Consider the following 26201-nt stretch of genomic DNA (forward strand, 5'->3'; position numbering starts at 1 on the left):
TGCGGTGGATCAGTCAGAATATTTTTGACTGACACACCGCTATCGGGAGCAAGCCCCCTCCCACATTTTGGTTGTCTTACACCAGGGCAATCGCGCTTGCCCTGCCACTTGGCGCCATTATCAACTCAACGAACGCCCTGCACGCGGCGCTGCGGTAGGCGCCTTTGCGGCTCAAAAGCGCGGCAGTACGCCGCGGCAGCGGTGGGTCGACGGCCACGTCATGCAGGCCTGCCTGCGCCTGGGCCAGTGCTCGCGGCAGGATGGTTGCCAGCGGCGTGCTGAGCACGATCTCGATAATGGCACTGATGGAGTTGGCCTCCATGGCGATGCACGGTTTAACCCCTTGCTGACGGCAGTAATCATCGATGTAGCGACGGGTGGCGAACCCCGTATTGAGTAGCACCAGCGGCTGCTCGAGCCAGTCCAGGCGGTTCAGTTGGGGATGAGTGGCACCCACGACCACACTCAGTTCTTCGACAAACAACGCCTCGCACTCGATGTCCGGCCCATGCTCGCCAGTAAAACCAATGCCGATATCCAGCAGGTCTTCGCCCAGTGCCGCTTCGATACGGTCCTGGGTCAACTCCTCGATGCTCAGGGTAATGCCCGGATAGAGCGCATTGAACCGCGCCAGCAGCGGGCCGATCAGGTAGGCGGTAAAGGTCGGTGTCATGGCCAGGCGCAAATGCCCGCGGCTAAGGTCTTGCACATCGTGAATGGCGCGGGTGCCGGCCTGCAGGTCCTGCAAGGCCAGCCGGGCAAAACGCACATAGGCTTGCCCGGCATCGGTCAGGCTGATGCTGCGCCCGGAGCGGTCCAGCAGCGGCGCCCCCAGGGTCTCTTCCAACTGCTTGATCTGTTGCGACAAGGTCGGCTGCGACACGTGCAACGCTTCGGCGGCGCGGGTGAAGTTACGGTGCTCGGCAACGGCGAGCAAATAACGGATATGGCGCAACAGCATCGACAATGCTCCAACTATAGGCACAACTTATAGTAAGCATAATAAACCGGTCTTGGACGCTATAACTGAAAACTTCCATCCTTGCCCCATCAGCGACGCAAGGAGAACCACCATGCAGCATCTCATCGACGGCTTTCGCAAATTCCAGGGTGAAGCCTTTACCCAGCGCAGCGACCTGTTCAAACACCTGGCGACCACGCAAAACCCAGGCACCTTGTTTGTGTCCTGCTCTGACAGCCGCGTAGTCCCGGAGCTTTTGACCCAGCAGGAGCCCGGCGATCTGTTCGTCATTCGCAATGCCGGCAACATAGTGCCGTCCTACGGCCCGGAGCCGGGCGGCGTGTCGGCCACGGTCGAATATGCCGTGGCGGTACTCGGGGTCCGCGACATTGTGATTTGCGGGCATTCGGACTGCGGCGCAATGACCGCGATTTCCACCTGCACATGCCTGGACCATTTGCCGGCCGTGGCCAACTGGTTGCGCCATGCCGAGTCGGCCAAGGTGATCAACGCTTCACGCCAGCACGTCTCGGACGCTGCACGCCTGGATGCATTGGTGCGCGAAAACGTAATCGCCCAATTGGCTAACCTCAAGACTCACCCCAGCGTCGCCCTGGCCCTGGAACAAGGCCGGATGAACCTGCATGGCTGGGTCTACGACATCGAAACCGGCGGCATCGACGCTTTGGACGGGCGCACCGGGCGCTTCGTCTCCCTGCTCGACCATCCAGCCACCTGTGCCCACGCCGCCTGAACCTGACTTAAACCAAGAGGACGTCACCATGTTGCAATCCCAATTCGCCCAAACCCCACGCCTGGCCCTGGCCGACACCATTATCGACCTCAAGGCGCGCAAGAACCTGTCCTGGCAGGACCTCACCGACGGCACCGGCCTGAGCGTGGCCTTCGTCACCGCCGCCCTGCTCGGCCAGCATCCATTGCCCAAGGACGCCGCCGAGATTGTGTGCGACAAACTCGGCCTCGACCAGGACGCCAGCCGCCTGCTGCAAAGCGTGCCTCTGCGCGGCAGTTTCCCAGGCGGCGTGCCGACCGATCCGACCATGTACCGTTTCTACGAAATGCTGCAGGTCTACGGCTCTACCCTCAAAGCCTTGGTGCATGAACAGTTTGGCGACGGCATCATCAGCGCCATCAATTTCAAGCTGGACATCAAGAAAGTCGAAGACCCGGACGGCGGCTCCCGTGCGGTCATCACCCTGGACGGCAAATACCTGCCGACCAAACCCTTCTGATTTCCCGGCAACCGTCTACGCTCTTGGCACATCAACAAGATCGAGGGACGGGTAAATGAACACACTGCTTCGAATCACCTGGCTGCTAATGTTGTGTTGCAGCCAGGTGCATGCCGACCCGGCTCAGGAAGCGGACGCCCAAGCCGCCAAGGCCCTGCTGGAAAAGGCCTTGGCGTACTACCACCAGCAAGGCGACAAGGCCTTTGCCGCGTTCAGCCGCCAAGGTGATTTCATCGACCAGGACCGCTATGTGTTTGTGGTCGATACCCGGGGAGTACTGCTCGCCAGTGGCGGCCCCTCCTCTGCACTGCTCGGTCGCGACGTGTCCGAGATACTCGGGCCGGATTTGCGTCAGTCATTCAAGGACGCGCTCAAGGTGCCCGAAGGCCAGGGCATCCAGCAGGCTGACTATCGTTGGCAGAACTGGAACGACGGCAAGGTCGAACACAAGCACGTGTTTTATCAGCGGGTGGGCGAACGCATCCTCGCGGTGGGCTATTACCTGCCCCGGGCCACGCCGGAACAGGCGCGAGCGCTGCGCAACAAGGCGGTGAATGCGCTGGTGAAGGACGAAACCGGCACACTCAAGGCGATCAATTCCTTGCAGGGCGGGTTCCTGCAGGATGACCTTTATGTGTTTGTGGTCGACCTGGATACCCAACGTTATGTGGCCCACGGCACCAACCTGCGCCTGGTCAATACCGACTTCGGCAAGATCAAGGACCCGGATGGCAAGCCGGTGGGCGAGCCGATCCTCAAGCTGATGGCCGAGCAGGACCAGGGGGAATACAAGTACCGCTGGAAGAACCCGGTGACCGGCAAGGTCGAAAACAAGCACGCTTATGTGCGCAAGACCGGGCATTTCATGGTGGCGGTGGGTTACTACAGCCCCTGACCTGACTTGGAATGCAATAAAAATGTGGGAGGGGGCTTGCCCCTCCCACATTTTGATCTCCTACATTCATTTGGACCTAGCGGGCTTTGTCTTCGCGACCGCGCAGCACCCGGTTCGGCATCGCTATCGCCGCCGCCAACCCGAGCAACGACACCGTCGCACTCACCATCAGCAAATGCCGGAACGTCACCGCCAACTCCCCACGCAACGCATCCTGCGCCGCGCCCGGGGCGGCGTTGAGGCCGTCGAGCAAGACGTTGCCGGAGCTGCCTTCGGCCACCAGCGCGCCGCTGGCCAAGTGGGCAAAACTGGAATCGTGCAACAGAGCCAGCAACAGCGCCGACATGCACGCCACCCCGACGGCCCCGCCCAGGGAGCGGAACAGGTTGGTAGTGCTGGTGGCGACGCCGATGTCCCGTTGTTCCACCGAATTCTGCGTGCCTACCAATGAGGTGGGGAACTGCATGCCCGCGGCGATCCCGCACAGCAACATGAATACAGCGGTGACCACTACCGCCTGCGGCGCGCTGTAGGCCATGCCAAGGATGGCCAAGGGGCTCAACAATGCGCCACTGAGGATCATGGGTTTATAGCGGCCGGTCACCGAGGTCATGCGCCCGGCGAAATACGCCCCCATCGGCAAACCCATCGCCAGTGGCAGCAGGTGCAGGGCCGCGCTGTCGGCACCGGAACCGGTCACGGTCTGGTAACGCAGGGGCGTCAGCACGCTCAGGGAAATCGCCTGGAAGCTGGTGATAAAAATCGTGCACCAGCACAACACCGCGCTGCGGTTGGTGAACAGGTGCATCGGCAGCAATGGCTCAAGGGCGCGGCGTTCGTGCCACACAAATACGCTCAACGCCAGCAGCGCGCAGGCCAGCAACCCCAGCACTTGAGCGTCACGCCAATGATGGCCCTGGCCGATTTCAGTGATACCCAGCAACAACGCGGTGAGGCCGATGATCATCAGCACCGTGCCGAGATAATCAATGATCGGCTTGCGCTGCGGCACCGGCAGCCCCACCAGGGTGCGATGGGCCACGTACCACGCGCCTGCGCCCAGCGGCAGGTTGATCAAAAACACCCAGCGCCACGACAGGTACTCGGTCATATAACCGCCCAGCACCGGCCCGGCCACACTGGCTACGCGTACATGCTGCTGAAGTAGCCCTGGTAACGGCCGCGTTCACGCGGGGGAATGATGTCGCCGATGATTGCCTGGCTGACCGAGATCATCCCGCCGGCACCGATGCCCTGGAGAATCCGCGCCAGCACCAATTGTTCCATGCTCTGGGCCACGGCGCAGAACAGCGACGCCAGGGTGAACACGCCCATGCCGACCAGCATCATCGGCCGGCGCCCATACAGGTCGCCGAGCTTGCCGTAGATCGGCACCGCCACGGTCATCGCCACCATATAGCCGGAGATCACCCAGGCCAGCAGGTTGACGTCGTGGAACTGCGCGGAAATGGCCGGCATGGACACCGCGACAATGGTTTGGTCCAGGGCACCAAGGAAGATCGCCATCATCAGCGCAGCAAGGATACTGCGCACGGCGGGAACGGTTGGAGCGGGCTGATTGAGGTGAGTCACGGCAGAACCTTCGAGCAAGGCCCGCAGGAAAAGGTCGCCCGCGGGAATGCTCGATACGATAGCAGGCTATTCGATAGGCTCGTAAGCAAGCCCGACGTAATTTTCTGCGATGGTTTTGCGCCCGGCGTCGGAGTGAATGAAATAGTCCAGTTCGCTCTCGGCAATACGCTGGCTGAAAGCGTCAGCCTGGGGAAACTGATGCAGCATCGAGGTCATCCACCAGGAAAACCGCTCGGCTTTCCACACTCGACGCAGGCAGATCGCCGAGTATTTTTCCAGCAAGTCCAGGCGCCCTTCGCGATACACCTTGAGCAGGATCCTGAACAAGGTGCTCACATCGCTGGCCGCCAGGTTCAGGCCCTTGGCGCCGGTGGGCGGGACGATATGCGCGGCGTCGCCGAGCAGGAACAGGCGCCCGTATTGCATGGGCTCCACCACGAAGCTGCGCAGCGGCGCGATACTCTTTTCAAGCGACGGGCCGGTGACCAACTGCTCTGCCAATGCGCTGGGCAGCCGTGCCTTGAGCTCCTCCCAGAAACGTGCATCCGACCATTGCTCCACGACCTCGTCCTGCGGCACTTGCAGGTAATAACGGCTACGTGTCAGTGAGCGCATGCTGCACAAGGCAAACCCCCTTGCGTGTTTGGCGTACACCAGCTCGGCGTGTACCGGCGGTGTGTCGGCGAGCACGCCCAGCCAACCGAAGGGGTAGACCCGTTCGAACACTTCCAATGCCTCGGCCGGAATCGACTGGCGGGCGACGCCATGGAATCCATCGCAACCGGCAATGTAGTCACACTCCAGGCGCCAGGCTTGGCCTTCATGCTCGAACGTCAGCCAGGGCTGCTCACCCTTGAGGTCATGGGGCTGCACATTGGACGCTTCGTACAGGGTGGTGGCGCCGGCGGCTGCACGAGCAGTCATCAGGTCGCGGGTGACTTCGGTCTGGCCGTAGATCATCACCGACTGGCCGCCGGTCAGGGTCTTGAGGTCGATAGGGATGAGTCGGCCATTGAGCGCTATGTCAAAGCCGTCATGTACCAGCCCTTCGGTGTCCATGCGTTGGCTGACGCCTGCCTCGCGCAGCAGGTCGACCATGCCATTCTCCAACACGCCGGCACGGATGCGACCTTGCACGTACTCGGCGCTCTGGCGCTCTAGGACAAGGGTTTGAATGCCAGCGTTATGCAGCAGTTGGCCGAGCAGCAATCCAGACGGACCGGCACCGATAATGGCGACTTGGGTTTTCAGAGTTTTCATTATTTTTATCGCCTTCATCCTTCATTCGAACGGATCGAGTAAAAGAGTTGTCAGTGGACTTGTGGCTGACATTTTTCACTTGAGTGAGCAGCATAAGAAGGTGAAAACTGCCGCAAAGCCTGCACTTTTCGCCAATCGGGGCGATTACCGAACCACTATCCTGAGTATCGGATTGAAACCATGACCAAAACCGCGATTCCGGTCTTCAAGCTTTACGGGGAAAGCCAGCAGTGGCCGACGCCCGATTTGTTGCACTGCGAAACCATTTCCCGGCGCAGTCGGGAATACCAGTGGGAAATCCAGCCCCACCGGCACGCGGACCTGTGCCAGTTGCTGTATGTGCACAAAGGCCAGGCACAACTGGAAATCGAAGGCCAGCGCACCACCCTCAACGAGTCGAGCCTGCAAGTGCTGCCGCCGCTGTGTGTGCATGGCTTTCGTTTTTCCGAAGATGTACAAGGTTATGTCGTGACCCTCTCGGCGCCGCTGGTCAGCCACTTGCAGGCGCAGCTGGGCGACACCATCGATGGTTTGCAAACCCTTGGCAGTTACCCGGCGGGCAAGGACAGCGACTATTTGAATAACCTGTTTGCCCGTTTGCAGGACGAATACGCCGATGATCAGCCGGCCCGGGACATGATGCTGCATGCCTTGGTGAGCGTGCTGCTGGTGTGGGTCAGCCGCCAGGCGATCCAGCGCCGCCATCCCCGGGCGCCGCGGGGTCGTGAGTATTTTCGCCGCTTCACCCAACTGATCGAGCAGCATTACCGCGAGCACCCCAAGATTGAAGACTTGGCCCACAAGCTGGGCATCTCGGTCTCACACCTGAATGGGACGTGTCGGGAGTTGGGTGGGCAACCGGCGTTGCAGATCATGCATGACCGCCAGTTGCTGGAAGCCAAGCGTTTGTTGACCTACACCAGCATGACCATCAATGAGATGTCCGAGGTGCTGGGTTTTTCCGACCCGACCAACTTCTCGCGGCTGTTTCGCCGCCGAGTCGGGTTTTCACCCAAGGCCTTTCGCGAGCAGTTGAAGGCCGGGCAGCCTACCTGAGTGCGCTGAAACTGCCGGTGCGCGGCACGCATTGACCTTGATGGCAGCTGATGGCGAAAGCCGCCGGTTGCATGCGCGTTTGCTCGACGCGATAGGCGGCAGTGCCATACAGCGCCGTCGCCAATGCGCAGAGGGAGAAAATCGTCAGGTATTTGCGGGTTTTAATACTCATGGCACTGACCTCCGGACCCGATCTACAGGGCGCTGTTTAAAGCATAGGTCAGCTAGGGCAAGTTGCCATGATTGGCTGCCATTCAGCGCGCTTATAGCGTCTCAGAGCCCGGTGTCCCATGCGGGCTCCTCGGGAAACCGCAGCACCAGGAAATCCAGCAGGCTGCGCAGCGCCGAAGGCATGTGCTTGCGCGAGGCATACACCGCGTAGATGTTCATCTGCCGCGGCTCGGCTTCTGGCAGCAAGCGCACCAGTTCACCACTGCGGATCAAGTCACTGGCCTGGTAGCTGGGGAGCATCGCCACCCCTGCCCCGGCCAGGGTGATACGCAATAACGTGCTGGCCTCGTTGGCCGTGATATTGCCGTGCACCGGCACCGACACGTGTTCGCCCTGTTCTTCGAAATGCCACAGGCTCTTGCCGAAATAAGAGTGGGTCAGGCAATTGTGCCGGGCCAGGTCTTCGACTTTCTGCGGGGCTGGATGCTCGCGCAGATAGACCGGTGTGGCGCAGACCACCGAGCGGCAGACGGTCAAGCGTCGGGCGATCAGGTTTGGGTCCAGGTCATTACTGGTGCGAATCGCCAGGTCGATGCGCTCATCCACCAGGTTCACCGTGCGGTCGAGCATCTGCAGATCAACCGTCACCAACGGGTAGCGTTTGACGTACTCGGCAATGGCCGCGCCCAACTGCGCCTGGCCGAACGAGGTGCTCACACTCAGGCGCAGCAAGCCTCGGGGCGCGTCATCGGGCTCGCTGACGGCGGCCTGCATATCACCACACAGTTCCAGCAATTGCCGACAGCGTGGCAGGGTTTCACTGCCGGCTGCGGTGAGGCTGAGCTTGCGTGTGGTGCGGTGCAGCAGCCGCGCGCCGACCCAATCTTCCAGCTCGGCCAGGTAGCGCGACACCACCGGGCGCGACAGGTCCAGATGGTCGGCGGCGGCAGACTGGCTGCCCAGGTCCACCACGGTGACAAACACGCGCATTGCTTGAAGACGATCCATGATTTGCCCGATTTCAGAAACAAACTATGTTCCAGCATCGCATTTTTTGGGGTGTTTTATGCAACTAAGCTCTGTGCATCCCTTACCCATGGCAGGAGCTACCCGATGTTCTCGACCTTCAAACGCTTGACCCTGGCCACTGCCGCCCTGGCCTTCGCCGCTCACGCCGCCGCCGCAGAGCTGAAACTCGACGTCTACAACCCCGGCGAAGCCGCGATCTTCCCGGTCAGCTCGGTGCTGGTCAGCGGCGCCAAAGACGCGATCCTGGTGGATGCGCAATTCGGCAAGGGCCAAGCCGAGCAACTGGTGCAAAAGATCCGCGCCAGCGGCAAGCACTTGACCACCATCTACATCAGCCATGGCGACCCGGACTACTACTTCGGCCTCGACACGCTCACCAGCGCATTCCCCGACGCCAAGGTGCTTGCGCCGCAACCGGTGGTCGACCATATCAACGCCACCGTCGCCGGCAAGCTGGAATTCTGGGGCCCGAAAATGGGCGCCGACAAACCCGCCAAGACCATCGTGCCGCAGGCACTGCAAGGCCACAGCCTGACCCTTGAAGGGCAACAGCTTGAGGTGATCGGCCTCGACGGCCCGCAGCCGGATCGCAGCTTTGTGTGGATTCCGTCGATCAAGGCCGTGGTCGGTGGTGTGGTGGTCGCAGAAAACATCCACCTGTGGATGGCCGATACCCAGGGCGCGCAATCCCATAAAGACTGGTTGGCAACCCTCAAGCGTATTGAAGACCTGAAGCCGCAGACGGTGATCCCGGGCCATTACCTGGGCACGCCATCATTGGCCTCGGTGAAATTCACCGCTGACTACATCAAGGCCTTCGACATCGAGACCGCCAAGGCCAAGGATTCCGCCGCCCTGATCGCGGCGATGAAAAAGCGTTACCCCACCCTCGCTGACGAAAGCTCGCTGGAACTGAGCGCCAAAGTCGCCAAAGGCGAAATGAAGTGGTGATTGGTTTAAACCCTTAACCCTGTTGGAGAACGTCATGAGCAAGATCGCAATCATTGGAGCCACCGGCCGTGCCGGTAGCCAACTGCTGGAAGAAGCGCTGCGCCGTGGGCATACCGTCACGGCTATCGCCCGCAACACCGACAAGCTTGCCGTACGCCCAGGCGTCACGGTCAAGCAGGTCGACGCCCTGGACGCCGACGCCCTGCAACACGCCATCAGCGGCAGCGACGTGGTGATCAGCGCCGCACACTTTGCCACCTTGCCCGCCAGCGCCGTGATCGGCCCGGTGAAAAAGGCCGGGGTCAAGCGCTTGCTGGTGGTGGGCGGTGCGGGTTCGCTGCTGCTACCGGACGGCAGCCGGGTAATCGACAGCCCGGGCTTCCCGGCAGAGTACAAGGCCGAAGCCAGTGCCGGGGCTGAATTCCTGGAAACGTTGCGTCAGGAAAAAGAGCTGGATTGGACATTCCTGTCGCCCTCTGCCCTGTTCGATGGAACCGAGCGCACCGGTAAGTTCCGTCTGGGCCAGGATGATCTGCTGGTGAGCAGTGACGGTAACAGCTCGATCAGCTTTGCCGACTACGCCATCGCCATGATTGATGAGGTTGAAACACCTAGACACTCGCGTCAGCGCTTCACCGTTGGCTACTGACACCACGCGGTAAAAAATGTGGGAGGGGGCTTACCCCCGATAGCAGTAGATCAGGCAGATTATTTGTGACTGACACACCGCTATCGGGGCATGGGTATCTACACAACTTCTGGTACGCCGCCGGCCCATGTGGGAGGGGGCTTGCTCCCGATGGCGGCCTCACAGCCGACCAGGATGTTCGGTTGGATCGAGTACATATCCATTGTTTAGGTGACGACCGCTATTGGTTCCGCCCTTACGGCGGGTCACTTTTGAAAAGCGCAAAAGTAACCAAATGCTCTTGCCCCACCACTCGGCACCTCGCTTAGGCTCGGTGTGCCCGTAATCCGACAGGGATTTGGGGGGCCTGAGATCAAAAGCAGAGCAAGATCAAGAGCGGCTCGCTTCGCATCGTGGTTACTGACGGTCGCATGTCAGAGTTGTGTAGATACCCATGCCCATCGGGGGCAAGCCCCCTCCCACATTTGAATCTTCAGTGCTGTGACTGCTGTGCCTGGCTCACTAGCCAGTCCATCAGGGCCAACAAGCCAGCAGAAGGCACTTTCCCCGGCGGATACACCAGGTAATAGCCCATGCCCGTCGGCACCCGCAATTCAAACGGCATTGCCAGGCGCCCGGCCTTCAAGTCCTCGCCAATCAACGCACGATCACCGATCGCCACGCCATTTCCCTGTGACGCCACCGTCATCGCCAAGTCCAGTGTTTCGAAATGAGGCCCCTGTTTCAGGTGACTCAAGTGCGTACCCGCCGCCTTCAACCACAGTGTCCAATCCCGCTCGTCCCTCGTGGGATGCAACAGCACTTGTTGCTGCAAATCAGCCGGCGTGTGCAAGCCTGCCAGCAACGCTGGCGCGCACACCGGGGTCAGTTGTTCGTCGAACAAATGCCGTGCCTCGGCGGCCTGCTCGGCGATGGGTGCGTAGATCACCGCCGCGTCGAATCGCTCGCGGCGAAAGTCCACGGTATAGGCCACGGTAGTGGTGAGTTCAACCGGCACCTCCGGGCGCTCCTTCTGCCATTGCAACACGCGCGGCAGCAGCCAGCGTATGACGCAGGTGGACGCCTTGAGTTGCAACACCTCGCGGCGGCTGCCGATCTGCTCCACGCCCTCACCGATCAAGCCGAACACCTGTTGCACCCGCAACGCCCACTCGCGGCCTTCCTCGGTCAAGCGCAAACCCCGCGCCTGGCGCAGGAACAAAGCATAGCCCAACTGGCGTTCCAACCCCGCGATCTGCCGGCTCACCGCCCCCTGGGTAATGTGCAGCTGCTCGGCGGCACGGGTGAAGTTGCAGCATTGGGCCGTGACCCAGAAAGTGTGCAACGCGGGCAAGGGCGGAAGACGTTTCATCGCGGCTCAGCCATGACGTGAGGACATGGCGAGTATGACTTTTTATCGGTTGTTGCCGCTACCGGCAAGCCGCTCCAATAGCGCCTTGAATCCATCACAAGAGCGACCTCTATGGCGACCTGCGGCGAAGTATTGGTCAACCTCCTGGAAAGCTATGGCGTGGACCAGGTGTTCGGCATCCCCGGAGTACATACCGTGGAGCTGTACCGTGGCCTGGCGCGTTCCAGTATCCGTCACGTCACCCCGCGCCATGAGCAGGGTGCCGGCTTTATGGCTGACGGCTATGCACGTACCAGCGGCAAGCCCGGCGTGTGCTTTATCATCACGGGCCCCGGCATGACCAATATCACCACGGCCATGGGGCAGGCCTATGCCGACTCGATCCCGATGCTGGTGATTTCCAGTGTGCAGGCGCGCAGCCAATTGGGGGGCGGGCGCGGCAAGTTGCATGAGCTGCCCAGCCAGAGCGCGCTGGTGGCAGGCGTGGCGGCATTCTCCCATACCCTGATGTCGGCGGCAGAACTGCCCGGCGTGTTGGCGCGGGCGTTTGCGCTGTTCCAGGCCGGTCGACCGCGCCCGGTGCATATCGAGATCCCGCTGGATGTGTTGGTGGAGAACGCCGACGCCCTGATGGGCAGTGCACCGGTCAGCGTAGCTCGCGCCGGCGCGGCACCGGCGGCGGTCAGGCAGATGAGCCGCTTGCTCGCCGCCGCCAAGCGCCCGCTGATCCTGGCCGGTGGCGGTGCTATCGATGCAGCGCCAGAGCTGACCCGCCTGGCCGAAACCCTCGGCGCCCCCATGGCCCTGACCATCAATGCCAAAGGCCTGCTGCCTGCCGCACATCCTTTGTTGCTCGGCTCGACCCAAAGCCTGGCGGCCACCCGCGCCATGGTCGCCGAGGCCGATGTGGTGCTGGCCATCGGTACGGAACTGGCGGAAACCGACTACGACGTGACCTTCGCCGGCGGTTTCGAGATTCCCGGCGCGCTGCTGCGGGTCGATATCGACCCGGACCAGACCGTACGCAACTACCCGCCCCAGATGGCGCTGGTGGCCGACGCGACAATCGCCGCCGAGGCCTTGCTCACTGAACTCAACCGCCAGCCACTGGCGCCACGCAATACCGGGTGGGGCGCGGCACGCGTCGCCCGTTTGTGGGCCGAACTGGCACCCACCTGGGATGCCGCCACCCGCGCACAAACACTGCTGCTCCATACCGTCCTGGAAAAGCTGCCCGACGCCGTGCTGGTAGGCGACTCCACCCAACCGGTGTACAGCGGCAACCTCACCCTGAACCTCGAGCACCCACGCCGCTGGTTCAACTCCTCCACCGGCTACGGCACCCTCGGCTATGCCCTGCCCGCTGCTATCGGCGCCTGGTTGGGGCGCGGCAACGGGCAACCGGTGGTGTGCCTGATCGGCGATGGCGGCCTGCAATTCACCCTGCCGGAACTGGCCAGCGCCGTGGAAGCCCGCATCCCGGTGATCGTGCTGTTGTGGAATAACCAGGGTTATGAAGAGATCAAGAAGTACATGCTCAACCGCGCAATCGAGCCGGTGGGCGTGGACATCTACACACCGGATTTCATCGGCATCGCCAAGGCAATGGGGTGCGCGGCAGAAAGCATCGATGGCGTCGAACCGCTGCGTGCGGCATTGCAGGCCGCTGCTGCTCGCCCGGGGCCGACGCTGATTGAAGTCGACCAAGAGCGGTGGGCGTTGACCAAGCCTTAATCCGCTCTATCTAACTCTGGAGATCCGCCTCCCATTTGAAGTGCGCAACGTCAGGGGCCTGCATTTTTTCAATAGCCCCTGCGACTTTCTGATTTGCCCCGCTCCTCCCATCCATGGCCTGATTCGCCCTTGTTCACTCAAGGCAGGCCCATGGAAAACGTTCAGGCAAAACCCACCACCGCTGTTTGGCTGATGATCAGTGTGGTGCTGGTCGCCCTTAACCTGCGCCCGTCAATGGCAGCCGTGGGGCCGTTATTGTCGTCGATCCGCTTGGATGTGCCGTTGAGTTTCAGCAGCGCAGCCTTACTGACCATGTTGCCGGTCATGGCCATGGGCCTGGCAATGTTCTTTGGCATGGGCATGGCCAAGCGCCTGGGCGAGCATCGCAGCATTGTGCTGTCGTTGCTGGTGATTGGGCTGGCAACCTTGTCGCGGTTGTTCCTGGAGTCGGCATTGGAGCTGATCGTCAGCGCCATCGCAGCGGGTGTCGGCATTGCGCTGATCCAGGCGCTGATGCCGGCGCTGATCAAGTCGCGGTTCAGCGCTAATGTCTCGTTATTCATGGGCCTGTATGTCACCGCGATCATGGGTGGCGCCGCGCTGGCCGCCTCGTTCTCACCGTTTGTACAAGTGCAGACCGGCAGTTGGCGCATAGGCTTGGCGATCTGGGCAGCACTGGCGTTGCTGGCTCTGGTGTTCTGGTATGCCCAGCGCGCAGTCTTGCCGCCTTTACCCCAAGCCGGTTCAAGCGCGCAGGCCTCCTTTTTCGGCAACCGCCGCGCCTGGCTGCTGGCGATTTTTTTCGGCCTCGGCACGGCGTCCTACACCTGTGTGTTGGCGTGGCTGGCGCCGTATTACGTCGAACAGGGCTGGAGTGAACAGAATGCCGGTTTGCTGCTGGGCTTCTTGACCGCCATGGAAGTGATCTCGGGCCTGGTCACGCCGGCCATCGCCAACCGCCGCCAGGATAAACGCGCGATAGTCGCGGTGCTGCTGGTGCTGATCATCCTGGGGTTCTGCGGGCTTATCCTTAGCCCCGGACACTGGAGCCTGCTATGGCCATGCCTGCTCGGCCTGGGTATAGGCGGCCTGTTTCCGATGAGCCTGATCCTGTCTCTTGACCACCTCGACAACCCACGGCGCGCCGGTAGCCTTACCGCATTTGTGCAGGGCATCGGCTACCTGATCGCCGGCCTGTCGCCGCTGATCGCCGGAATCATCCGCGACCAACTGGGCAGTTTCGAATGGGCCTGGTGGTCATTGACGGCGGTGATGGTGGCGATGCTGCTGATCGTCATCCGCTTCGATCCGAAGCATTACGCGCAACATATCCGCTGACGTCGTATTGCAAACATTATTTGTCCCACACATAACATTGAAGGGTCCTACAGAGCTTTCTATTGGTACGAGCGTTCCGTTAACATTTTGCCCAGTCTTGTACTGAGTTCGGTACAAAGGGTTTACGGACGAAACCGATGCTAAACAGTAACTTGCTCAGAAAACTCGACATGCAGGACCTGATGGTGTTCATCGCCGTCTACGACCAGAGCAGCGTTACCGATGTATCCGAGACGCTGTTCGTCAGCCAGTCCACCGTGAGCTATAGCCTGAAGAAGCTGCGTACCAGCTTTGAGGATGAGCTGTTTATCAACACGCGGGCGGGCATGCGCCCTACGTACAAGGCCACCACCATGTACGGGCATGTGCAGAAGATCCTGGAAAGCATCAACCTGTGTCACGCTGGTGGCCAGGCTTTCGATCCGACCCAACAGGCGGTGACCTTCAATGTGTGCGCCCCGGAATATTTCGAACAACTGATCCTGCCGCGCCTGCTCAAGCACTTCGACCGCGCCGACCTGCCGGTGATCGTCAATGTGCAAAAACTGGAAACCGATATCCCCGCCGACGACCTGCGTGAAGGTCGCCTCGACCTGGTGATCTGCTTCGGTCCGCACTTTCACCGCGCTCATAAAGACTTCAAGACACAGATGCTGCTTGAAGACGACCTGGTCTGCGTGTTTGACCAACGCTCGGCGCCCCGGGAGCCGGCGTTCAGCCTGCAATCCTACGTTGAGCGACGTCACGTATTCCCCACGCCGTGGACCTCCGACACCAATATGATCGACGGCTGGCTCGCACGGCAGGCCCGCAAGCGCCAGGTGATCGCGCGGGCCAACAGCTACAGCGCGGCGTTAAAGATGATTGCCGGCACCGACTTCATCCTCACCCTGCCCCGCCGCGTGCAGAAATTGCTGGCACCGGCGCCGGCGTTCGGTGTGTGCGAAGCCCCTAATGGCCTTCCGGGCTTCACCCTGGATATGCAATGGAATGAAACCAGTGGGCAGGACAGGGCCAATACCTGGTTTCGTGAGCAAGTGGTGAGGGTGTGTGAGGAACAGAGCCTTTTGTAGGAGCGAGCTTGCTCGCGAAAACTCGCAGGCGCCGCGCTCATTCAGGAATCCCGAGTTAACGTTGACGCTTTTCGCGAGCAAGCTCGCTCCTACATTTCGCCAGCAGGCCCTCGGTCGCTCATGAATGCCTCCAGCCGCGAGCGCATCCAGCGCTCCGCAGGGTCAGTGTCGACATGGCTGAGCCAGACCATCGACAAGTCCAGGGTCGGGGTTTGGAACGGAAACGGCTCGCAGAACAGGTTCCCGCTGGCGGCCATGGCCTGAGCAGTGTAGTCCGGCAGGCTGGCGATCATGTCGGTGCCGGCAAGCAACGCCGGCAGCGAGCTGTATTGCGGCACCGAGAGCACCACATGGCGCTTGCGGCCCACCTCCGCCAGCCACTCATCGGCAAACCCGGCCACGTTGGCAGTGTGGGACACCAGAACATGGGGCCGTGCGCAATATTCGTCGAGGGTCAGCGGCGTGTCCGAGGCATCGGCGCGCAGCAGGCACGGGCGGATATGCCGCAACAGCTTACGCTTGGCATTCGCCGGCAGACCGCGGGTCTGGGTGATGCCGACGGTGATATCGCCGGAAGCCAGCAGGTCGGGAATACGCCAGTAATCCACATGCTGTACCACGAACACCACCTGGGGCGCTTCCTGGCGCAAGGCCCGCAGCAACGGTGGCAGCAGGCCGAACTCAACGTCATCGGACAGGCCGATGCGAAAGGTCATGGTGCTGATGGAGGGGTCAAAATCGTGGGTCAGGCTCAGGGCCGATGACAGCGAATCCAGGGCCGGCGACAGGTGCTGGATAATTTCCTCGGCGCGGGCCGTGGGCTCCATGCGATGTCCGACGCGAATAAACAGCGGGTCATTGAACAGGGTGCGCAAGCGATTGAGGGCCGAGCTGATAGTCGGCTGGCCAAGAAACAGCTTCTCGGCCACCCGCGTCACATTGCGCTCGAGCATCAGCGCTTCGAAGACCACCATCAGGTTGATATCGGCCTTGCGTAATTCATTGCGATTCATCGGCGCCTGCCCCTTTCCCCAAGACAAGCCGCAGTTTAGAAAGGCAGCGGGGCTGCGTCTATGTGCGCACTGTTCATCCGCAGGCTTTGGGACTATAAATCAGCTCTTGAAGGTCGCAGGTACTCCATTGTGTTGGTCATTTTCGCCCTAAGCCTACTGCTCAGCGGTTTTTTGCTATGGGCTATCAAATTCATCGTTCACCCCACCGCCAGGACTTTGCTGCGCGTATTTGTCGGTTTATGCCTGGCGGCGGTGGTGGCTTACCTGGTGCTGGCTTCCGGGTTTCCGACCTCGTTGCTGGTGTGAGGGGCCTCCTGACCCTGGCGCAGGCGTAATGCCGACAACGCGGCCACTAGGCCGCCAAAGCGGGTGCGGTTCTCGACGCAGGCATTGGGGGATGTGGGTAATGTCTCTGAAGGTGTTGCGAAATTCGGTCGTCGCTCTCTTCCAGGCGAGGCTGCTCTTATCAAGCTTCAAGTAAGCTACTGATTTTAAATATTTAAAATTTAGTCTTAATGCCGGATATTTTGGAGGCGGCCCAGGTTCTGCGCGACGGCACCACGTCGACGATGTGACCGGGTTGTTGGGTTGTTAGGGCGAGTACATATCCGTTGCTTAGGTAACGGCCACTTATGGTTCCGCTTTTACAGCGGCTCACTTTTGAAAAGCGCAGAAGTAAGCAAAACACTCTTGCCCCACCACTCGGCACCTCGCCCAGGCTCGGTGTGCCCGTAATCCGACATTGATTTGCGGCCAGCGTGGTTTAACGGGGCGCCTAAGATCAAAAGCACAGCGAGGCGGCCTTATAGCCGACCTGATCGTTGAAGCGTGCGCGTACAACTGTGGGAGCGGGCTTGCCCGCGAAGGTCGTTAACGATGACGCGGGAAACCAGAAAGAACGCGGCGTTCTCAGGTTTTTCGCGAGCAAGCTCGCTCCTACAGAAAAGCAAAAGCGCCGCCAGCGTATCTGCGATGCGCAGCGAGTCGCTCTTGATCTTGATCTCAGGCGCCCCGTTAAACCACGCTGGCCGACGCAGGCTCGAAGCCGCGGGTAACCCGGCAGGACGCCGGGTGGCCGTTACCTAAACAACGGATATGTACCCAGGACGAAAACCAACATCCTCGGCTATCAGGCCGCCACGGGAGCAAGCTCCCTAGTTTGCTGCGCGACAGCGTCACATCGAAGATGTGGTGGGACTCCCACAAATCAACTGAATCGATTTACTGTTAAATCTGACAGTAGATTTTCACTGACATTAGTATTATTCATTAATCACGAAAAAGGCTGTTAAATACTACTGACACTGATGAGAACTCCATCATGACGACTATCGAAAAACGCGCAACTACAGGTCGCTTAGAAGCCGATATCGAAGGTGACACTGAACGGTGGGTGGCTGACTCAGTTATCTATGAGGCCGACACGAACTCTTTTGTAGTAGGTGGTCCAGAAGGAGGATTCATGTTCAAAGGTTTGTATTTTACATTCCCCACAAATATCTCTATTGGCGAGCATGCAATCAATAGAGTTACCAGAGTCGGCGCGTGGTTCAATCCCGGGAGGGCAAACAGCTGGGATGCCGATGAAAAAGGAGGAACGGTGAATGTGTTATCAGTTTCCTCGAACGACGCTTCTATCAAAATATCTTTCAATTTTGTTGCAGTTAACCCGGCAAACAACCAAGAACGTAAGAAAATAGATGGCGAGGGCGAGTTCGAGGGACACTCCCTGAAAAGCGACGTAAAATATAAAAAATAATAATTATTTGCCACCCACATAAATAAAGCGTTTATCTTCAACTTCGAGGAAAACGAAATATAAATATACCCTTTGCATCGGTCATATATGAGAGCGAAGGCACTTTGACGCCCCCCCCACACATACAACGTCGCTCTCAATTTTTTTGACTGGATGGGTACTCAGGGTTTCAGCGGACGCTCCTGGTCCCGCTCGGAAAGCTCAGTCCCATCATCGGGGTGCTTCCAGGTCTGCGGTTTTTCCTCCTCCTGTCGCCGGGGTTGTTCGCGCTCCGACTCATTCTGCCGTTTCTGTTCGTCAGCCATTACCACCTCCCATCCGTAAGAATTGGACACAGGCTCAAGTATAGAACAAGGCAGGTCTTTTGACGGAGGTACTGATTGATAGCCAGCGCGCATCAATCCATTCAAATTTGTCACTTATCATTTCTAAATGTGTCAGCCACTATCCCCAGTCTTAAGCGAAACAAGCACTTTAAAAAGAACGCTGGAGACACAAAACCATGACTAGCCCTTCCCGGCCCGACGCTGCCCGCTCGAAAATCGGTGCGGTATTCCGCGTGACTTCGGGCAACTTCCTCGAACAGTTCGACTTCTTCCTGTTCGGTTTCTACGCCACCTATATCGCTGCCGCGTTCTTCCCGGCCGCTAATGAGTTTGCGTCATTAATGATGACCTTCGCCGTGTTCGGTGCGGGATTTCTGATGCGTCCACTGGGCGCAATCATTCTGGGTGCCTATATCGATGACGTGGGCCGTCGCAAAGGCTTGATCGTGACCTTGTCGATCATGGCCAGCGGTACGCTGTTGATTGTGCTGGTACCGGGTTATCACACCATTGGCCTGTGGGCGCCGCTGTTGGTGCTGCTGGGCCGCCTGCTGCAAGGCTTCTCGGCCGGCGCGGAACTGGGTGGTGTGTCGGTGTACCTATCCGAAATGGCCCCCCCGGGTCGCAAGGGTTTCTACACCAGCTGGCAGTCGGGCAGCCAACAGATTTCCATCGTGGTCGCTGCCGCCCTCGGCTATGGCCTAAACGTTTGGATGGAACCGGCGGTGGTGGCCGATTGGGGCTGGCGTATTCCGTTTGCCGTCGGTTGCGTGATCATTCCGTTTATCTTTGTGCTGCGTCGCAATCTGGAGGAGACCGAAGAGTTCGCCAACCGCAAGCATCGCCCGACCATGCGTGAAGTGATGGCGACCCTGGTGAAGAACTGGACCGTGGTGATCGGCGGCATGCTCATGGTGGCGATGACGACCACGGCGTTCTACCTGATCACCGTATACGCGCCAACCTTCGGCAAGACCGTGCTGCAATTGAGTACCTCCGATGCCTTGCTGGTAACCTTGCTGGTGGCCGTGTCGAACTTTGTCTGGCTACCGATCGGCGGCACCTTGAGCGACCGCTTTGGCCGCAAGCCGGTATTGATCGCCATGACGGTGCTGACCGTTCTCACTGCTTACCCAGCGTTGTCCTACGTAGTGAATGCACCGAGCTTCGCCCATATGCTGGAAACCCTGCTGTGGTTCTCCTTCCTTTACGGCATGTACAACGGCGCGATGATTCCGGCACTAACCGAAATCATGCCGGTGGAAGTGCGCGTGGCGGGTTTCTCCCTGGCCTACAGCCTGGCAACCGCGGTCTTCGGCGGCTTCACGCCAGCGATTTCCACCTGGTTTATTCACATCACCGAAGACAAGGCCTCGCCGGCCTACTGGATGATGTTTGCCGCGCTGTGCGCCCTGTGCTCGACCCTGGCGCTGTATCGCCGGGCTAACACCCGCGGGCAGGTCATGCAGGGGGCCGTTTGATGAGGACTCTACTCAAAACCCTGGCGGCATTCGCCCTTGGCGCCCTGGCGCTGGCGGCCCAGGCCGAAGAACTCAAGGTAATGACCTCTGGTGGCTTCACCGCTGCCTACAAGTTGCTCGGCCCGCAATACGCCAAGCAAAGCGGTGACACCCTCGACACCATCCTCGGCCCGTCGATGGGCAAGGCGCCGGAAGCGATTCCCAACCGCCTGGCTCGTGGCGAACATGCCGATGTGGTGATCATGGTCGGCTACGCACTGGACGAGCTGATCAAACAGGGCAAGGTCGACCCCGCGTCCCGCGTGGAACTGGCGGACTCGCGGATTGGGCTGGTGGTGAAAGAAGGCGCGGCGAAACCTGCGATCACTACCGATGCCGAACTCAAGGCCGTGCTGAGCAAGGCTAAATCCGTGGCGTATTCGGACAGTGCCAGCGGTGTGTATGTCGAGAAGGAGCTGTTCAAGAAACTCGGCATGCCGGCCAAGGGCACCATGATCGAGCGGGTACCCGTGGGCGAACAGGTGGCCAGGGGTGACTACGAAGTCGGCTTGCAACAGGTGGCTGAATTGTTGCCGGTCAAGGGTGTCACGTTTGTCGGCAAGATTCCGGAAAACGTGCAGTCGGTGACACGCTTTGCGGCGGGCATTCCGGTCAACGCCGAACACCCCGACGAGGCCAAGGCGCTGCTGCAGTTCATGGCCTCGCCGCAAGCTCAGCCGGTGGTGCAGTCCACCGGACTGGACTCGGTGTCACGCTGACCGAAACGGCATCTCCCGCACCAATCGCTCCAACTCCAGCGCCGCTGGCGGCAATGTCCGTCCGCGGCGTTTGATCAAGCCTACGTTGCGCATCACCTGCGGCTCTACCAGGGGCACACTCACCAGAATCGGGTGGGTGTGCGCCGGCATCGCAATCGACGGCACCATCGCCACGCCCAACCCCGCCTCCACCAGCCCGATCATCGTCGTCACGTGGTGAGTCTCGCAGATACTCGGTTTTTTCACGCGCACGCCACGCAGGGCCTGGTCGAGCAGGAAACGATTGCCCGAGGTTTTGTCCACGGTGATGTAGTCGTGTTCGTAGGCTTCGGTCCACGTCACGCTCTCACGTGCGGCCAACGGATGGTCACGACAACAGGCGAGCACATAACGCTCCTGCAGCAATAGCTCGAACTCCACTTCATCGGCCAGACTGCCGCTGAAACTCACACCAAAATCCGCTTCGCCACTGGCCACCGCATTGCTCACCTCACCAGCACTGGCATCCAGCACCCGCAGGCGAATCTTCGGATACAGCTTGTGGAATTCGGAGATGACGTGGGGCATGAAGTAATACGCGGTGGATGGCACACAGGCGATGGTGACATTGCCCATGCGCGTCGACGCGACATTACTGATGCCCATCAGGGCGATGTCGAGGTCATCGAGCATGCGCTCCACCTGGGGCAAGAATGCACGGCCGACCATGGTCAGGCTGACCCGGCGCGTGGTGCGCTCGAACAGCTTTACATCGAGGGCGGATTCTAGCTTCTCGATACGCCGGCTGAGGGCCGGCTGCGAGATACGTATGGCCTCGGCGGCGCCGCGAAAACTGCCCTTGTCTACCACGGCGCGGAAGGCTTGGAGGTCGTTGAGGTCGAAATTGATGATCACGGGAGGCGGGCCAAAGTGGTCGAGGTGACGAGCATTATCGTATGGGGGCCGATGGGATGCCATGCGAGCCGGGGCGGCTTTATCGAGATAATCCTGTTACAGATATCAAGTCACACATTTCAGCAGCTTATCGGCCATCCACGGCCACGCGATCGCCAAAACGGGTCAATACTTGCAGCCTGACCCACACAACTGGAGACGCGGCACCCCATGCAAACCTACCCCTTCTGGATGGACGACGAGACGCCGGAGATCGGCATTGATCAGTTGCTTCTTGCATCGCGCCAATGGTCAAGTAGGATTGAATCCTACTCACTTCTGGCGGACATCCCAATGCGCTCAACTCAGCAAATGAGCATCACCTTGCCCCTTGAAATGGCGGCCCTGGTCAAAGCCAAGGTGGCTGCCGGCGAATATGCCAGCGAAAGCGAAGTGATTCGCGACGGATTGCGGGTGCTGCTGGCACGTGACCGTGCCATGGAAGATTGGCTGAGGGACGAAGTCCTCCCGGCAGCGACCGCTCTTGAGGCACAGCCTGAGCTCGGGTTATCTGCAGAACAGGTTCGCGAGCATATGGCAGCCGGGCGTCAGCGCAAAGGCATCGGGAACGCGTGAGCTACTCGGTGGTTTTTTCGCCTGAAGTCCTGACGCAACTCGATGCCCTTGAGGATTACATCTGCGATGCCGGCTCCCCCTTGGTAGCGACGCGCTTTATCGACAATCTCGTCAGCCACTGTGAAAGCCTCGCCCTGTTCCCCTTGCGTGGCACGCGCCGTGACGACCTGCTTACAGGCTTGCGCATCACGCACTATCGTTGCAGCACCATCATCGCGTTCAGGGTGAGGCCTGATTGCGAAACGGTGTCGATAGTGGGGGGATTTTATGGCGGGCAAAACTACACGGCGCTGTTCCAGGGTGAGGGGAACGACTGCTCATTGATAGATGAAAAGCCTGCTGAAAACTGATCGGCAGGCTTTTAGCGCTTAATCGCCTGATAGCTTCTCCCAAGCCGCTGGCGCACTGAAAAACGCCTGCGCATTACTGTCCAGCGTCTCCAGGTGATACCCCCCCTCCTGCACGATCAAGCACGGCAACCCCAGCCCTCGAATGCACTGCCCCAGCCGCGCAAAGCCTTCCCGCGTCACCGCGACCTTGCTTTGCGGGTCCAGCTCGTAAATATCGAAACCCAGTGACAACACCAGCACATCCGCCGAAAAGTCCTTCACCGCTGCCACGGCCAGTTCCAGCTTTTCGAAAAACAGCGCTTCGCTGGCACCATGAAGCATGGGCAGGTTGAGGTTGAATCCTAAGCCTGCGCCATCGCCTTTTTCCTCGGCAAAGCCGGCCACTCCTGGATAGAAGTTAGTCGGATCGCCATGGATCGACGCGTAAAGCACATCATTGCGTTGGTAGAAAATCTCCTGAATGCCTTGGCCGTGGTGCATGTCGGTATCGAGCACCGCGACGCGCTGGAAGTTTTGGCGCAAAGCCTGCGCAGCCACCGCCGCATTATTGATGTAACAGAAGCCACCCGCTGCATCGAAGCGGGCGTGATGACCAGGTGGGCGGCACAAGGCGTAGGCGGCAGGCGCGCCATCGAGGATGGCATGGGCAGCGGCAACCGCGCTTTGGGCTGACCAATACGCCGAACGCCAGGTCAGTTCACCGATCGGGCAACTGCCATCGGCCAGGTACCGTGCCGCCTGGGCAAGAATGCCGCGCAGGGCGTTGGGCTCGCGTACGAAGATGTTGGACATGACTTCGTCGCCCCAGTCTTCGGGGATTTCCTTCCAGCGCTGGTGAGCCTCTTGAAGAAAACCCAGGTATGCCGCGCCGTGTACGGCGAACAGCGGCGCCATGCCGTAGTCGACCGGCTGCTGGATATCGAAACCCAGGGTTCGCGCAGCCAGCAGAAGGTTGCGCGCACGCTCGGGAACCTCCTGTGGCGTGCGCATCTGGCCACGAGAGTAGTAGCTGCGTGGGTGATGCAGCAGTTGTTCGGGGTGAAAGAATGTACGCATAAGAATATTCCTTACTGAACTTGACCGGCGCGTTTCAACACGGCGTTAAGCAATACATCGGTGCCCTGGCGCACGTCTTCAGGCAAGACGTCTTCGGCTTCGTTGTGGCTCAGGCCACCGACGCAGGGGATGAAGATCATCGCGGTCGGGCAATAGCGCGCCAGATGGATGGCATCGTGGCCAGCGCCGCTGATGATGGTCTGCTGGCTGTAGCCCAGAGCGTCCACCGACGCTTGCACACACGCCACGCATTGCGCGTCGAACGGCGTCGCCGGGCTGATCCAGTGCGGTGTGATGGTCACGCTGAGGCCACGGTTGTCGGCAATCGCCTGCAGGCGTGCGCGCACTTGCTGCTCCATGGCGTCGATATCGGTGTCGCGGTGATGGCGCAGATCGACAGTAAAGTCGAGCACACCGGGAATGGTGTTGCGCGACGACTTGGCGATGCTCAACTCACCCACGGTGGTCAGGCCTTGCGGGGCAAAATCGGCAGCGAGGTGTTCCAGGGCCTGGATCATTTTTGCGGCGCCATACAACGCATCTTTGCGCAACGCCATCGGCGTGGTGCCCGCATGGGCAGCCATGCCTTCGACCCGCACATCGAGCCAACGAATCGCCTGGCCGCCGGTGACCACGCCGATGGTTTTGGCGTTGTCTTCCAGGATCGGGCCTTGCTCGATATGCGCTTCGAAATACGCATCCACCGCCCCACCCAATGCACGCTCACCGTTATAACCGGTGGCGCGCAACGCCTCGTCCACGCTGACGCCATCACCGTCGGTGGTCGCCAGCGCCTTGTCCAGCGCGAGGGCACCGGTGAAGACCGCCGAGCCCAGCATCGCCGGGGTGAAACGCGCACCTTCTTCGTTGGTCCACACCGCAATTTCCAGGGGCTTGCGCGTCTGGATGCCGTGGTCGTCGAGGCTGCGGATCACCTCCAGGCCGGCCAATACGCCGTACACGCCATCGAAGCGCCCGCCTTCGGGCTGGGTATCGAGATGGCTGCCGATCATTACCGGGGCGGCGTCATTGTCGGTACCCGCGCGACGAGCGAACAGGTTGCCGATGGCATCCACGCTCAACGTCAGGCCAGCGGCTTTACACCAGTGACTGAACAGCTCGCGACCGGCCTTGTCTTCGGCGCTCAATGCCAGGCGGCAGCTGCCACCGCGTTCGGTCGCGCCGATCTCGGCCATGGCCATCAGGCTGGCCCACAGGCGCTCGCCATTAATCTTCAACATTGCTGACTTCCTCAACTGTGTGCCATTTCCAAGCGGTGGGCCGTGGCATGGCGGCGGGACAAGGCCAGTACGCACATCAACGAGACCGCCGCGATCACGCTGTAAAACACTGCCATCGGCCACCATTGACCTTGGTACTGATGGGCCAGCCAGGTTCCGATCAAGGGTGTCAGGCCACCGGCCAACGCACCGCATACCTGATAAGCCAGGGAGATCGCGGTGTAGCGCACGCGGGTTTCAAACAAGCCGCTGACAAAACCTGCGATGACTGCATAGAACGACGCCATGCACACCACCGCCAGGGCAATGCCGAGGATGATCAACGGCGCCTGGCCGCTGCTGACCAATACGAACATCGGGTAAGGCGAGGCCATTGCCAGCACGCACATGGCGCACAGAAACCGCGTAGCGCCGACCTTCTCCGCCACCCAGGCGGCCAGCGGCTGAACGCAGAACTGGATAATGGCGACGAAGAACAGGCATTCCAGAATCAACGAGCGCGGTAGGCCCAATTGTTGAGTGCTGTAGGCAATCATGAAGGTGTTGGTGAAATACACGCCGGCAATCCCCAACGTATTGGCGCCAATACACAACAACAGTGGGCGCCAAGCGGTTTTCAGCACTTCCAGCACGGGGGCCTGGTCCTTCTTGATCGCCCGCGCTTTTTCCGCCAGGGCTTTGTCTTCGAGGAACTCCGGCGACTCGTTCACACCCAAGCGAATCGCCAGGCCAACGACCAACAACAAGGCGCTGGCCAGAAATGGCAGACGCCAGCCCCAACTGAGCAGGTCTTCTTCGGGCAAACGGGTCACCGCACTGAACGCCAGCAGGGAAAGAATCAAACCCGCCGGGCTACCCAACTGCGCGAAGGACGCAAAGAAGTTACGTCGCCCCTTTGGCGCATGCTCGCCAGCCATCAACACCGCCCCGCCCCACTCGCCACCGACCGCAATGCCCTGCACTACCCGCAGCAGTATCAGCAGCACCGGCGCGGCAGCACCGATCTGTGCATAGGTCGGCAACAGGCCAATGCACACCGTGACCACGCCCATCATGACCAGGGTAATCACCAGGGATTTCTTGCGGCCGATGCGGTCGCCGATATGGCCGAACACAATGCCGCCCAATGGCCGGGCGAAAAAGCCCACGGCGAAAGTGCCAAACGCAGCCATGGTGCTGAACAGTTTATCGTCGGAGGGGAAAAACAGCTGACCGAACACCAGCGCCGCAGCGGTGGCATAGATGTAAAAGTCGTACCACTCGATCATGGTGCCGATAAAAGCGGCGGCCGCGGCACGGCGAGGCTGCGGCGAAGCGGAAGGCTTCATGGGGCTGGCTCCTTTGGTTATTTTTTTGGCAGGAGAAGGTCGAACCGGTGCGCTCTGGTGGCGCTT

Annotated in this window: 26 protein-coding genes and 1 pseudogene; 15 read left to right on the forward strand and 12 right to left on the reverse strand. The window is 60.2% G+C overall.

The window, feature by feature from the left end; translation table 11 throughout:
- Positions 1–76 precede the first annotated feature (76 nt).
- Positions 77–961 (reverse strand): transcriptional regulator CynR, encoded by an 885-nt coding sequence (cynR, locus tag QZR30_RS00325; protein ID WP_311902826.1) that lies wholly within the window; start codon positions 959–961, stop codon positions 77–79.
- 112 nt (positions 962–1073) lie between these two features.
- Between cynR and QZR30_RS00330 the strand changes: the two genes are divergently transcribed.
- Genes QZR30_RS00330 through QZR30_RS00340 form a run of 3 tightly spaced genes read left to right on the forward strand, consistent with a single transcriptional unit; the run spans position 1074 to position 3109 of the window.
- Complete coding sequence (locus QZR30_RS00330; protein ID WP_046071455.1) at positions 1074–1715, forward strand: carbonic anhydrase; 642 nt, start codon at positions 1074–1076, stop codon at positions 1713–1715.
- 28 nt (positions 1716–1743) lie between these two features.
- Entirely contained in the window at positions 1744–2214 is a 471-nt protein-coding gene (gene cynS, locus QZR30_RS00335) for a cyanase (protein WP_311902827.1), read from the forward strand.
- A gap of 55 nt (positions 2215–2269) precedes the next feature.
- Entirely contained in the window at positions 2270–3109 is an 840-nt protein-coding gene (locus QZR30_RS00340; protein WP_311902828.1) for a cache domain-containing protein, read from the forward strand.
- A gap of 76 nt (positions 3110–3185) precedes the next feature.
- Here QZR30_RS00340 and QZR30_RS00345 read toward each other — a convergent pair.
- Positions 3186–4702: pseudogene (locus QZR30_RS00345) on the reverse strand (MDR family MFS transporter).
- Between the two features lie 66 nt (positions 4703–4768).
- The gene (gene pobA, locus QZR30_RS00350; protein ID WP_199525554.1) at positions 4769–5953 is read right to left on the reverse strand and encodes a 4-hydroxybenzoate 3-monooxygenase; all 1185 of its coding nucleotides are present in this window, start codon (positions 5951–5953) and stop codon (positions 4769–4771) included.
- A gap of 189 nt (positions 5954–6142) precedes the next feature.
- On the opposite strand from pobA, the gene QZR30_RS00355 reads away from it, so the two are divergent.
- Positions 6143–7018: a helix-turn-helix domain-containing protein gene (locus QZR30_RS00355; protein ID WP_274358140.1), complete on the forward strand. Its 876-nt coding sequence runs from the start codon at positions 6143–6145 to the stop codon at positions 7016–7018.
- On the opposite strand, the gene QZR30_RS00360 is transcribed toward QZR30_RS00355, so the two are convergent.
- Positions 7011–7190, reverse strand: coding sequence for a hypothetical protein (locus QZR30_RS00360; RefSeq protein ID WP_046071450.1), 180 nt, complete (start codon positions 7188–7190; stop codon positions 7011–7013). The two genes, QZR30_RS00355 and QZR30_RS00360, sit on opposite strands and share 8 nt — an antisense overlap.
- A gap of 101 nt (positions 7191–7291) precedes the next feature.
- Positions 7292–8197, reverse strand: coding sequence for a LysR family transcriptional regulator (locus tag QZR30_RS00365; protein ID WP_311902829.1), 906 nt, complete (start codon positions 8195–8197; stop codon positions 7292–7294).
- A gap of 105 nt (positions 8198–8302) precedes the next feature.
- On the opposite strand from QZR30_RS00365, the gene QZR30_RS00370 reads away from it, so the two are divergent.
- Positions 8303–9169, forward strand: a complete 867-nt coding sequence (locus QZR30_RS00370; RefSeq protein WP_046071448.1) for an MBL fold metallo-hydrolase — start codon at positions 8303–8305, stop codon at positions 9167–9169.
- A 34-nt stretch (positions 9170–9203) separates the two neighbouring features.
- Positions 9204–9818, forward strand: coding sequence for an NAD(P)-dependent oxidoreductase (locus QZR30_RS00375; RefSeq protein WP_059397042.1), 615 nt, complete (start codon positions 9204–9206; stop codon positions 9816–9818).
- A 472-nt stretch (positions 9819–10290) separates the two neighbouring features.
- Here the strand turns inward: QZR30_RS00375 and QZR30_RS00380 are convergent, their stop codons facing one another.
- On the reverse strand, positions 10291–11169 hold the full coding sequence (locus QZR30_RS00380; protein ID WP_274358138.1) for a LysR substrate-binding domain-containing protein: 879 nt from the start codon (positions 11167–11169) through the stop codon (positions 10291–10293).
- A gap of 111 nt (positions 11170–11280) precedes the next feature.
- Between QZR30_RS00380 and QZR30_RS00385 the strand changes: the two genes are divergently transcribed.
- The 3 genes from QZR30_RS00385 (at position 11281) to QZR30_RS00395 (ending at position 15314) form a co-directional block, all read left to right on the forward strand.
- A complete protein-coding gene (locus QZR30_RS00385; protein ID WP_046071445.1) occupies positions 11281–12903 on the forward strand; it encodes a 5-guanidino-2-oxopentanoate decarboxylase in 1623 nt (540 codons plus the stop codon).
- Between the two features lie 150 nt (positions 12904–13053).
- Entirely contained in the window at positions 13054–14241 is a 1188-nt protein-coding gene (locus QZR30_RS00390) for a cyanate transporter (protein WP_059397044.1), read from the forward strand.
- A gap of 137 nt (positions 14242–14378) precedes the next feature.
- Positions 14379–15314, forward strand: a complete 936-nt coding sequence (locus tag QZR30_RS00395) for a LysR family transcriptional regulator (protein ID WP_046071443.1) — start codon at positions 14379–14381, stop codon at positions 15312–15314.
- A gap of 89 nt (positions 15315–15403) precedes the next feature.
- Here the strand turns inward: QZR30_RS00395 and QZR30_RS00400 are convergent, their stop codons facing one another.
- On the reverse strand, positions 15404–16327 hold the full coding sequence (locus QZR30_RS00400) for a LysR substrate-binding domain-containing protein (protein WP_046071442.1): 924 nt from the start codon (positions 16325–16327) through the stop codon (positions 15404–15406).
- A 129-nt stretch (positions 16328–16456) separates the two neighbouring features.
- On the opposite strand from QZR30_RS00400, the gene QZR30_RS00405 reads away from it, so the two are divergent.
- Together QZR30_RS00405 and QZR30_RS00415 are read left to right on the forward strand one after the other, a co-directional pair.
- On the forward strand, positions 16457–16633 hold the full coding sequence (locus QZR30_RS00405; RefSeq protein WP_173664475.1) for a hypothetical protein: 177 nt from the start codon (positions 16457–16459) through the stop codon (positions 16631–16633).
- 1015 nt (positions 16634–17648) lie between these two features.
- On the forward strand, positions 17649–18086 hold the full coding sequence (locus QZR30_RS00415; RefSeq protein WP_046071441.1) for a hypothetical protein: 438 nt from the start codon (positions 17649–17651) through the stop codon (positions 18084–18086).
- A gap of 161 nt (positions 18087–18247) precedes the next feature.
- Here the strand turns inward: QZR30_RS00415 and QZR30_RS00420 are convergent, their stop codons facing one another.
- Positions 18248–18391 carry a hypothetical protein gene (locus QZR30_RS00420; protein WP_173664474.1) on the reverse strand — a complete coding sequence of 48 codons (144 nt, stop codon included), beginning with the start codon at positions 18389–18391 and terminating at the stop codon, positions 18248–18250.
- A 197-nt stretch (positions 18392–18588) separates the two neighbouring features.
- Between QZR30_RS00420 and QZR30_RS00425 the strand changes: the two genes are divergently transcribed.
- Both QZR30_RS00425 and QZR30_RS00430 read left to right on the forward strand, forming a co-directional pair.
- A complete protein-coding gene (locus QZR30_RS00425) occupies positions 18589–19893 on the forward strand; it encodes an MFS transporter (RefSeq protein WP_059397045.1) in 1305 nt (434 codons plus the stop codon).
- Complete coding sequence (locus QZR30_RS00430) at positions 19893–20651, forward strand: substrate-binding domain-containing protein (protein WP_059397046.1); 759 nt, start codon at positions 19893–19895, stop codon at positions 20649–20651. Before QZR30_RS00425 ends, QZR30_RS00430 begins: the two co-directional genes overlap by 1 nt.
- Here the strand turns inward: QZR30_RS00430 and QZR30_RS00435 are convergent.
- Positions 20643–21545 (reverse strand): LysR family transcriptional regulator, encoded by a 903-nt coding sequence (locus QZR30_RS00435; protein ID WP_059397106.1) that lies wholly within the window; start codon positions 21543–21545, stop codon positions 20643–20645. The two genes, QZR30_RS00430 and QZR30_RS00435, sit on opposite strands and share 9 nt — an antisense overlap.
- 210 nt (positions 21546–21755) lie before the next feature.
- Between QZR30_RS00435 and QZR30_RS00440 the strand changes: the two genes are divergently transcribed.
- A complete protein-coding gene (locus QZR30_RS00440; RefSeq protein WP_046071438.1) occupies positions 21756–22160 on the forward strand; it encodes a ribbon-helix-helix domain-containing protein in 405 nt (134 codons plus the stop codon).
- Positions 22157–22510 carry a type II toxin-antitoxin system RelE/ParE family toxin gene (locus QZR30_RS00445; protein WP_059397047.1) on the forward strand — a complete coding sequence of 118 codons (354 nt, stop codon included), beginning with the start codon at positions 22157–22159 and terminating at the stop codon, positions 22508–22510. Before QZR30_RS00440 ends, QZR30_RS00445 begins: the two co-directional genes overlap by 4 nt.
- A gap of 18 nt (positions 22511–22528) precedes the next feature.
- On the opposite strand, the gene QZR30_RS00450 is transcribed toward QZR30_RS00445, so the two are convergent.
- Genes QZR30_RS00450 through QZR30_RS00460 form a run of 3 tightly spaced genes read right to left on the reverse strand, consistent with a single transcriptional unit; the run spans position 22529 to position 26135 of the window.
- Complete coding sequence (locus QZR30_RS00450; RefSeq protein WP_311902830.1) at positions 22529–23566, reverse strand: histone deacetylase family protein; 1038 nt, start codon at positions 23564–23566, stop codon at positions 22529–22531.
- Positions 23567–23577: 11 nt separating this feature from the next.
- Positions 23578–24807: a Zn-dependent hydrolase gene (locus QZR30_RS00455; protein ID WP_311902831.1), complete on the reverse strand. Its 1230-nt coding sequence runs from the start codon at positions 24805–24807 to the stop codon at positions 23578–23580.
- Positions 24808–24818: 11 nt separating this feature from the next.
- The gene (locus QZR30_RS00460) at positions 24819–26135 is read right to left on the reverse strand and encodes an MFS transporter (RefSeq protein ID WP_068966592.1); all 1317 of its coding nucleotides are present in this window, start codon (positions 26133–26135) and stop codon (positions 24819–24821) included.
- Between the last annotated feature and the right edge of the window lie 66 nt (positions 26136–26201).

This window comes from Pseudomonas sp. rhizo25, from assembly GCF_031931935.1.
GTDB classification, from domain to species: domain Bacteria; phylum Pseudomonadota; class Gammaproteobacteria; order Pseudomonadales; family Pseudomonadaceae; genus Aquipseudomonas; species Aquipseudomonas synxantha.

Excerpts from the sequence above, each read along its gene's own strand:
- QZR30_RS00355 (WP_274358140.1), top strand. The coding sequence starts at position 6,143 with ATGACCAAAACCGCGATTCCGGTCTTCAAGCTTTACGGGGAAAGCCAG.
- cynR (WP_311902826.1), bottom strand. The coding sequence starts at position 961 with ATGCTGTTGCGCCATATCCGTTATTTGCTCGCCGTTGCCGAGCACCGT.
- QZR30_RS00420 (WP_173664474.1), bottom strand. The coding sequence starts at position 18,391 with ATGGCTGACGAACAGAAACGGCAGAATGAGTCGGAGCGCGAACAACCC.
- cynS (WP_311902827.1), top strand. The coding sequence starts at position 1,744 with ATGTTGCAATCCCAATTCGCCCAAACCCCACGCCTGGCCCTGGCCGAC.
- QZR30_RS00395 (WP_046071443.1), top strand. The coding sequence starts at position 14,379 with ATGCTAAACAGTAACTTGCTCAGAAAACTCGACATGCAGGACCTGATG.
- QZR30_RS00340 (WP_311902828.1), top strand. The coding sequence starts at position 2,270 with ATGAACACACTGCTTCGAATCACCTGGCTGCTAATGTTGTGTTGCAGC.
- QZR30_RS00455 (WP_311902831.1), bottom strand. The coding sequence starts at position 24,807 with ATGTTGAAGATTAATGGCGAGCGCCTGTGGGCCAGCCTGATGGCCATG.
- QZR30_RS00460 (WP_068966592.1), bottom strand. The coding sequence starts at position 26,135 with ATGAAGCCTTCCGCTTCGCCGCAGCCTCGCCGTGCCGCGGCCGCCGCT.
- QZR30_RS00425 (WP_059397045.1), top strand. The coding sequence starts at position 18,589 with ATGACTAGCCCTTCCCGGCCCGACGCTGCCCGCTCGAAAATCGGTGCG.
- QZR30_RS00440 (WP_046071438.1), top strand. The coding sequence starts at position 21,756 with ATGCAAACCTACCCCTTCTGGATGGACGACGAGACGCCGGAGATCGGC.
- QZR30_RS00375 (WP_059397042.1), top strand. The coding sequence starts at position 9,204 with ATGAGCAAGATCGCAATCATTGGAGCCACCGGCCGTGCCGGTAGCCAA.
- QZR30_RS00365 (WP_311902829.1), bottom strand. The coding sequence starts at position 8,197 with ATGGATCGTCTTCAAGCAATGCGCGTGTTTGTCACCGTGGTGGACCTG.
- QZR30_RS00430 (WP_059397046.1), top strand. The coding sequence starts at position 19,893 with ATGAGGACTCTACTCAAAACCCTGGCGGCATTCGCCCTTGGCGCCCTG.
- QZR30_RS00330 (WP_046071455.1), top strand. The coding sequence starts at position 1,074 with ATGCAGCATCTCATCGACGGCTTTCGCAAATTCCAGGGTGAAGCCTTT.
- QZR30_RS00450 (WP_311902830.1), bottom strand. The coding sequence starts at position 23,566 with ATGCGTACATTCTTTCACCCCGAACAACTGCTGCATCACCCACGCAGC.
- QZR30_RS00390 (WP_059397044.1), top strand. The coding sequence starts at position 13,054 with ATGGAAAACGTTCAGGCAAAACCCACCACCGCTGTTTGGCTGATGATC.
- QZR30_RS00370 (WP_046071448.1), top strand. The coding sequence starts at position 8,303 with ATGTTCTCGACCTTCAAACGCTTGACCCTGGCCACTGCCGCCCTGGCC.
- QZR30_RS00385 (WP_046071445.1), top strand. The coding sequence starts at position 11,281 with ATGGCGACCTGCGGCGAAGTATTGGTCAACCTCCTGGAAAGCTATGGC.
- QZR30_RS00415 (WP_046071441.1), top strand. The coding sequence starts at position 17,649 with ATGACGACTATCGAAAAACGCGCAACTACAGGTCGCTTAGAAGCCGAT.
- QZR30_RS00400 (WP_046071442.1), bottom strand. The coding sequence starts at position 16,327 with ATGAATCGCAATGAATTACGCAAGGCCGATATCAACCTGATGGTGGTC.
- QZR30_RS00360 (WP_046071450.1), bottom strand. The coding sequence starts at position 7,190 with ATGAGTATTAAAACCCGCAAATACCTGACGATTTTCTCCCTCTGCGCA.
- QZR30_RS00380 (WP_274358138.1), bottom strand. The coding sequence starts at position 11,169 with ATGAAACGTCTTCCGCCCTTGCCCGCGTTGCACACTTTCTGGGTCACG.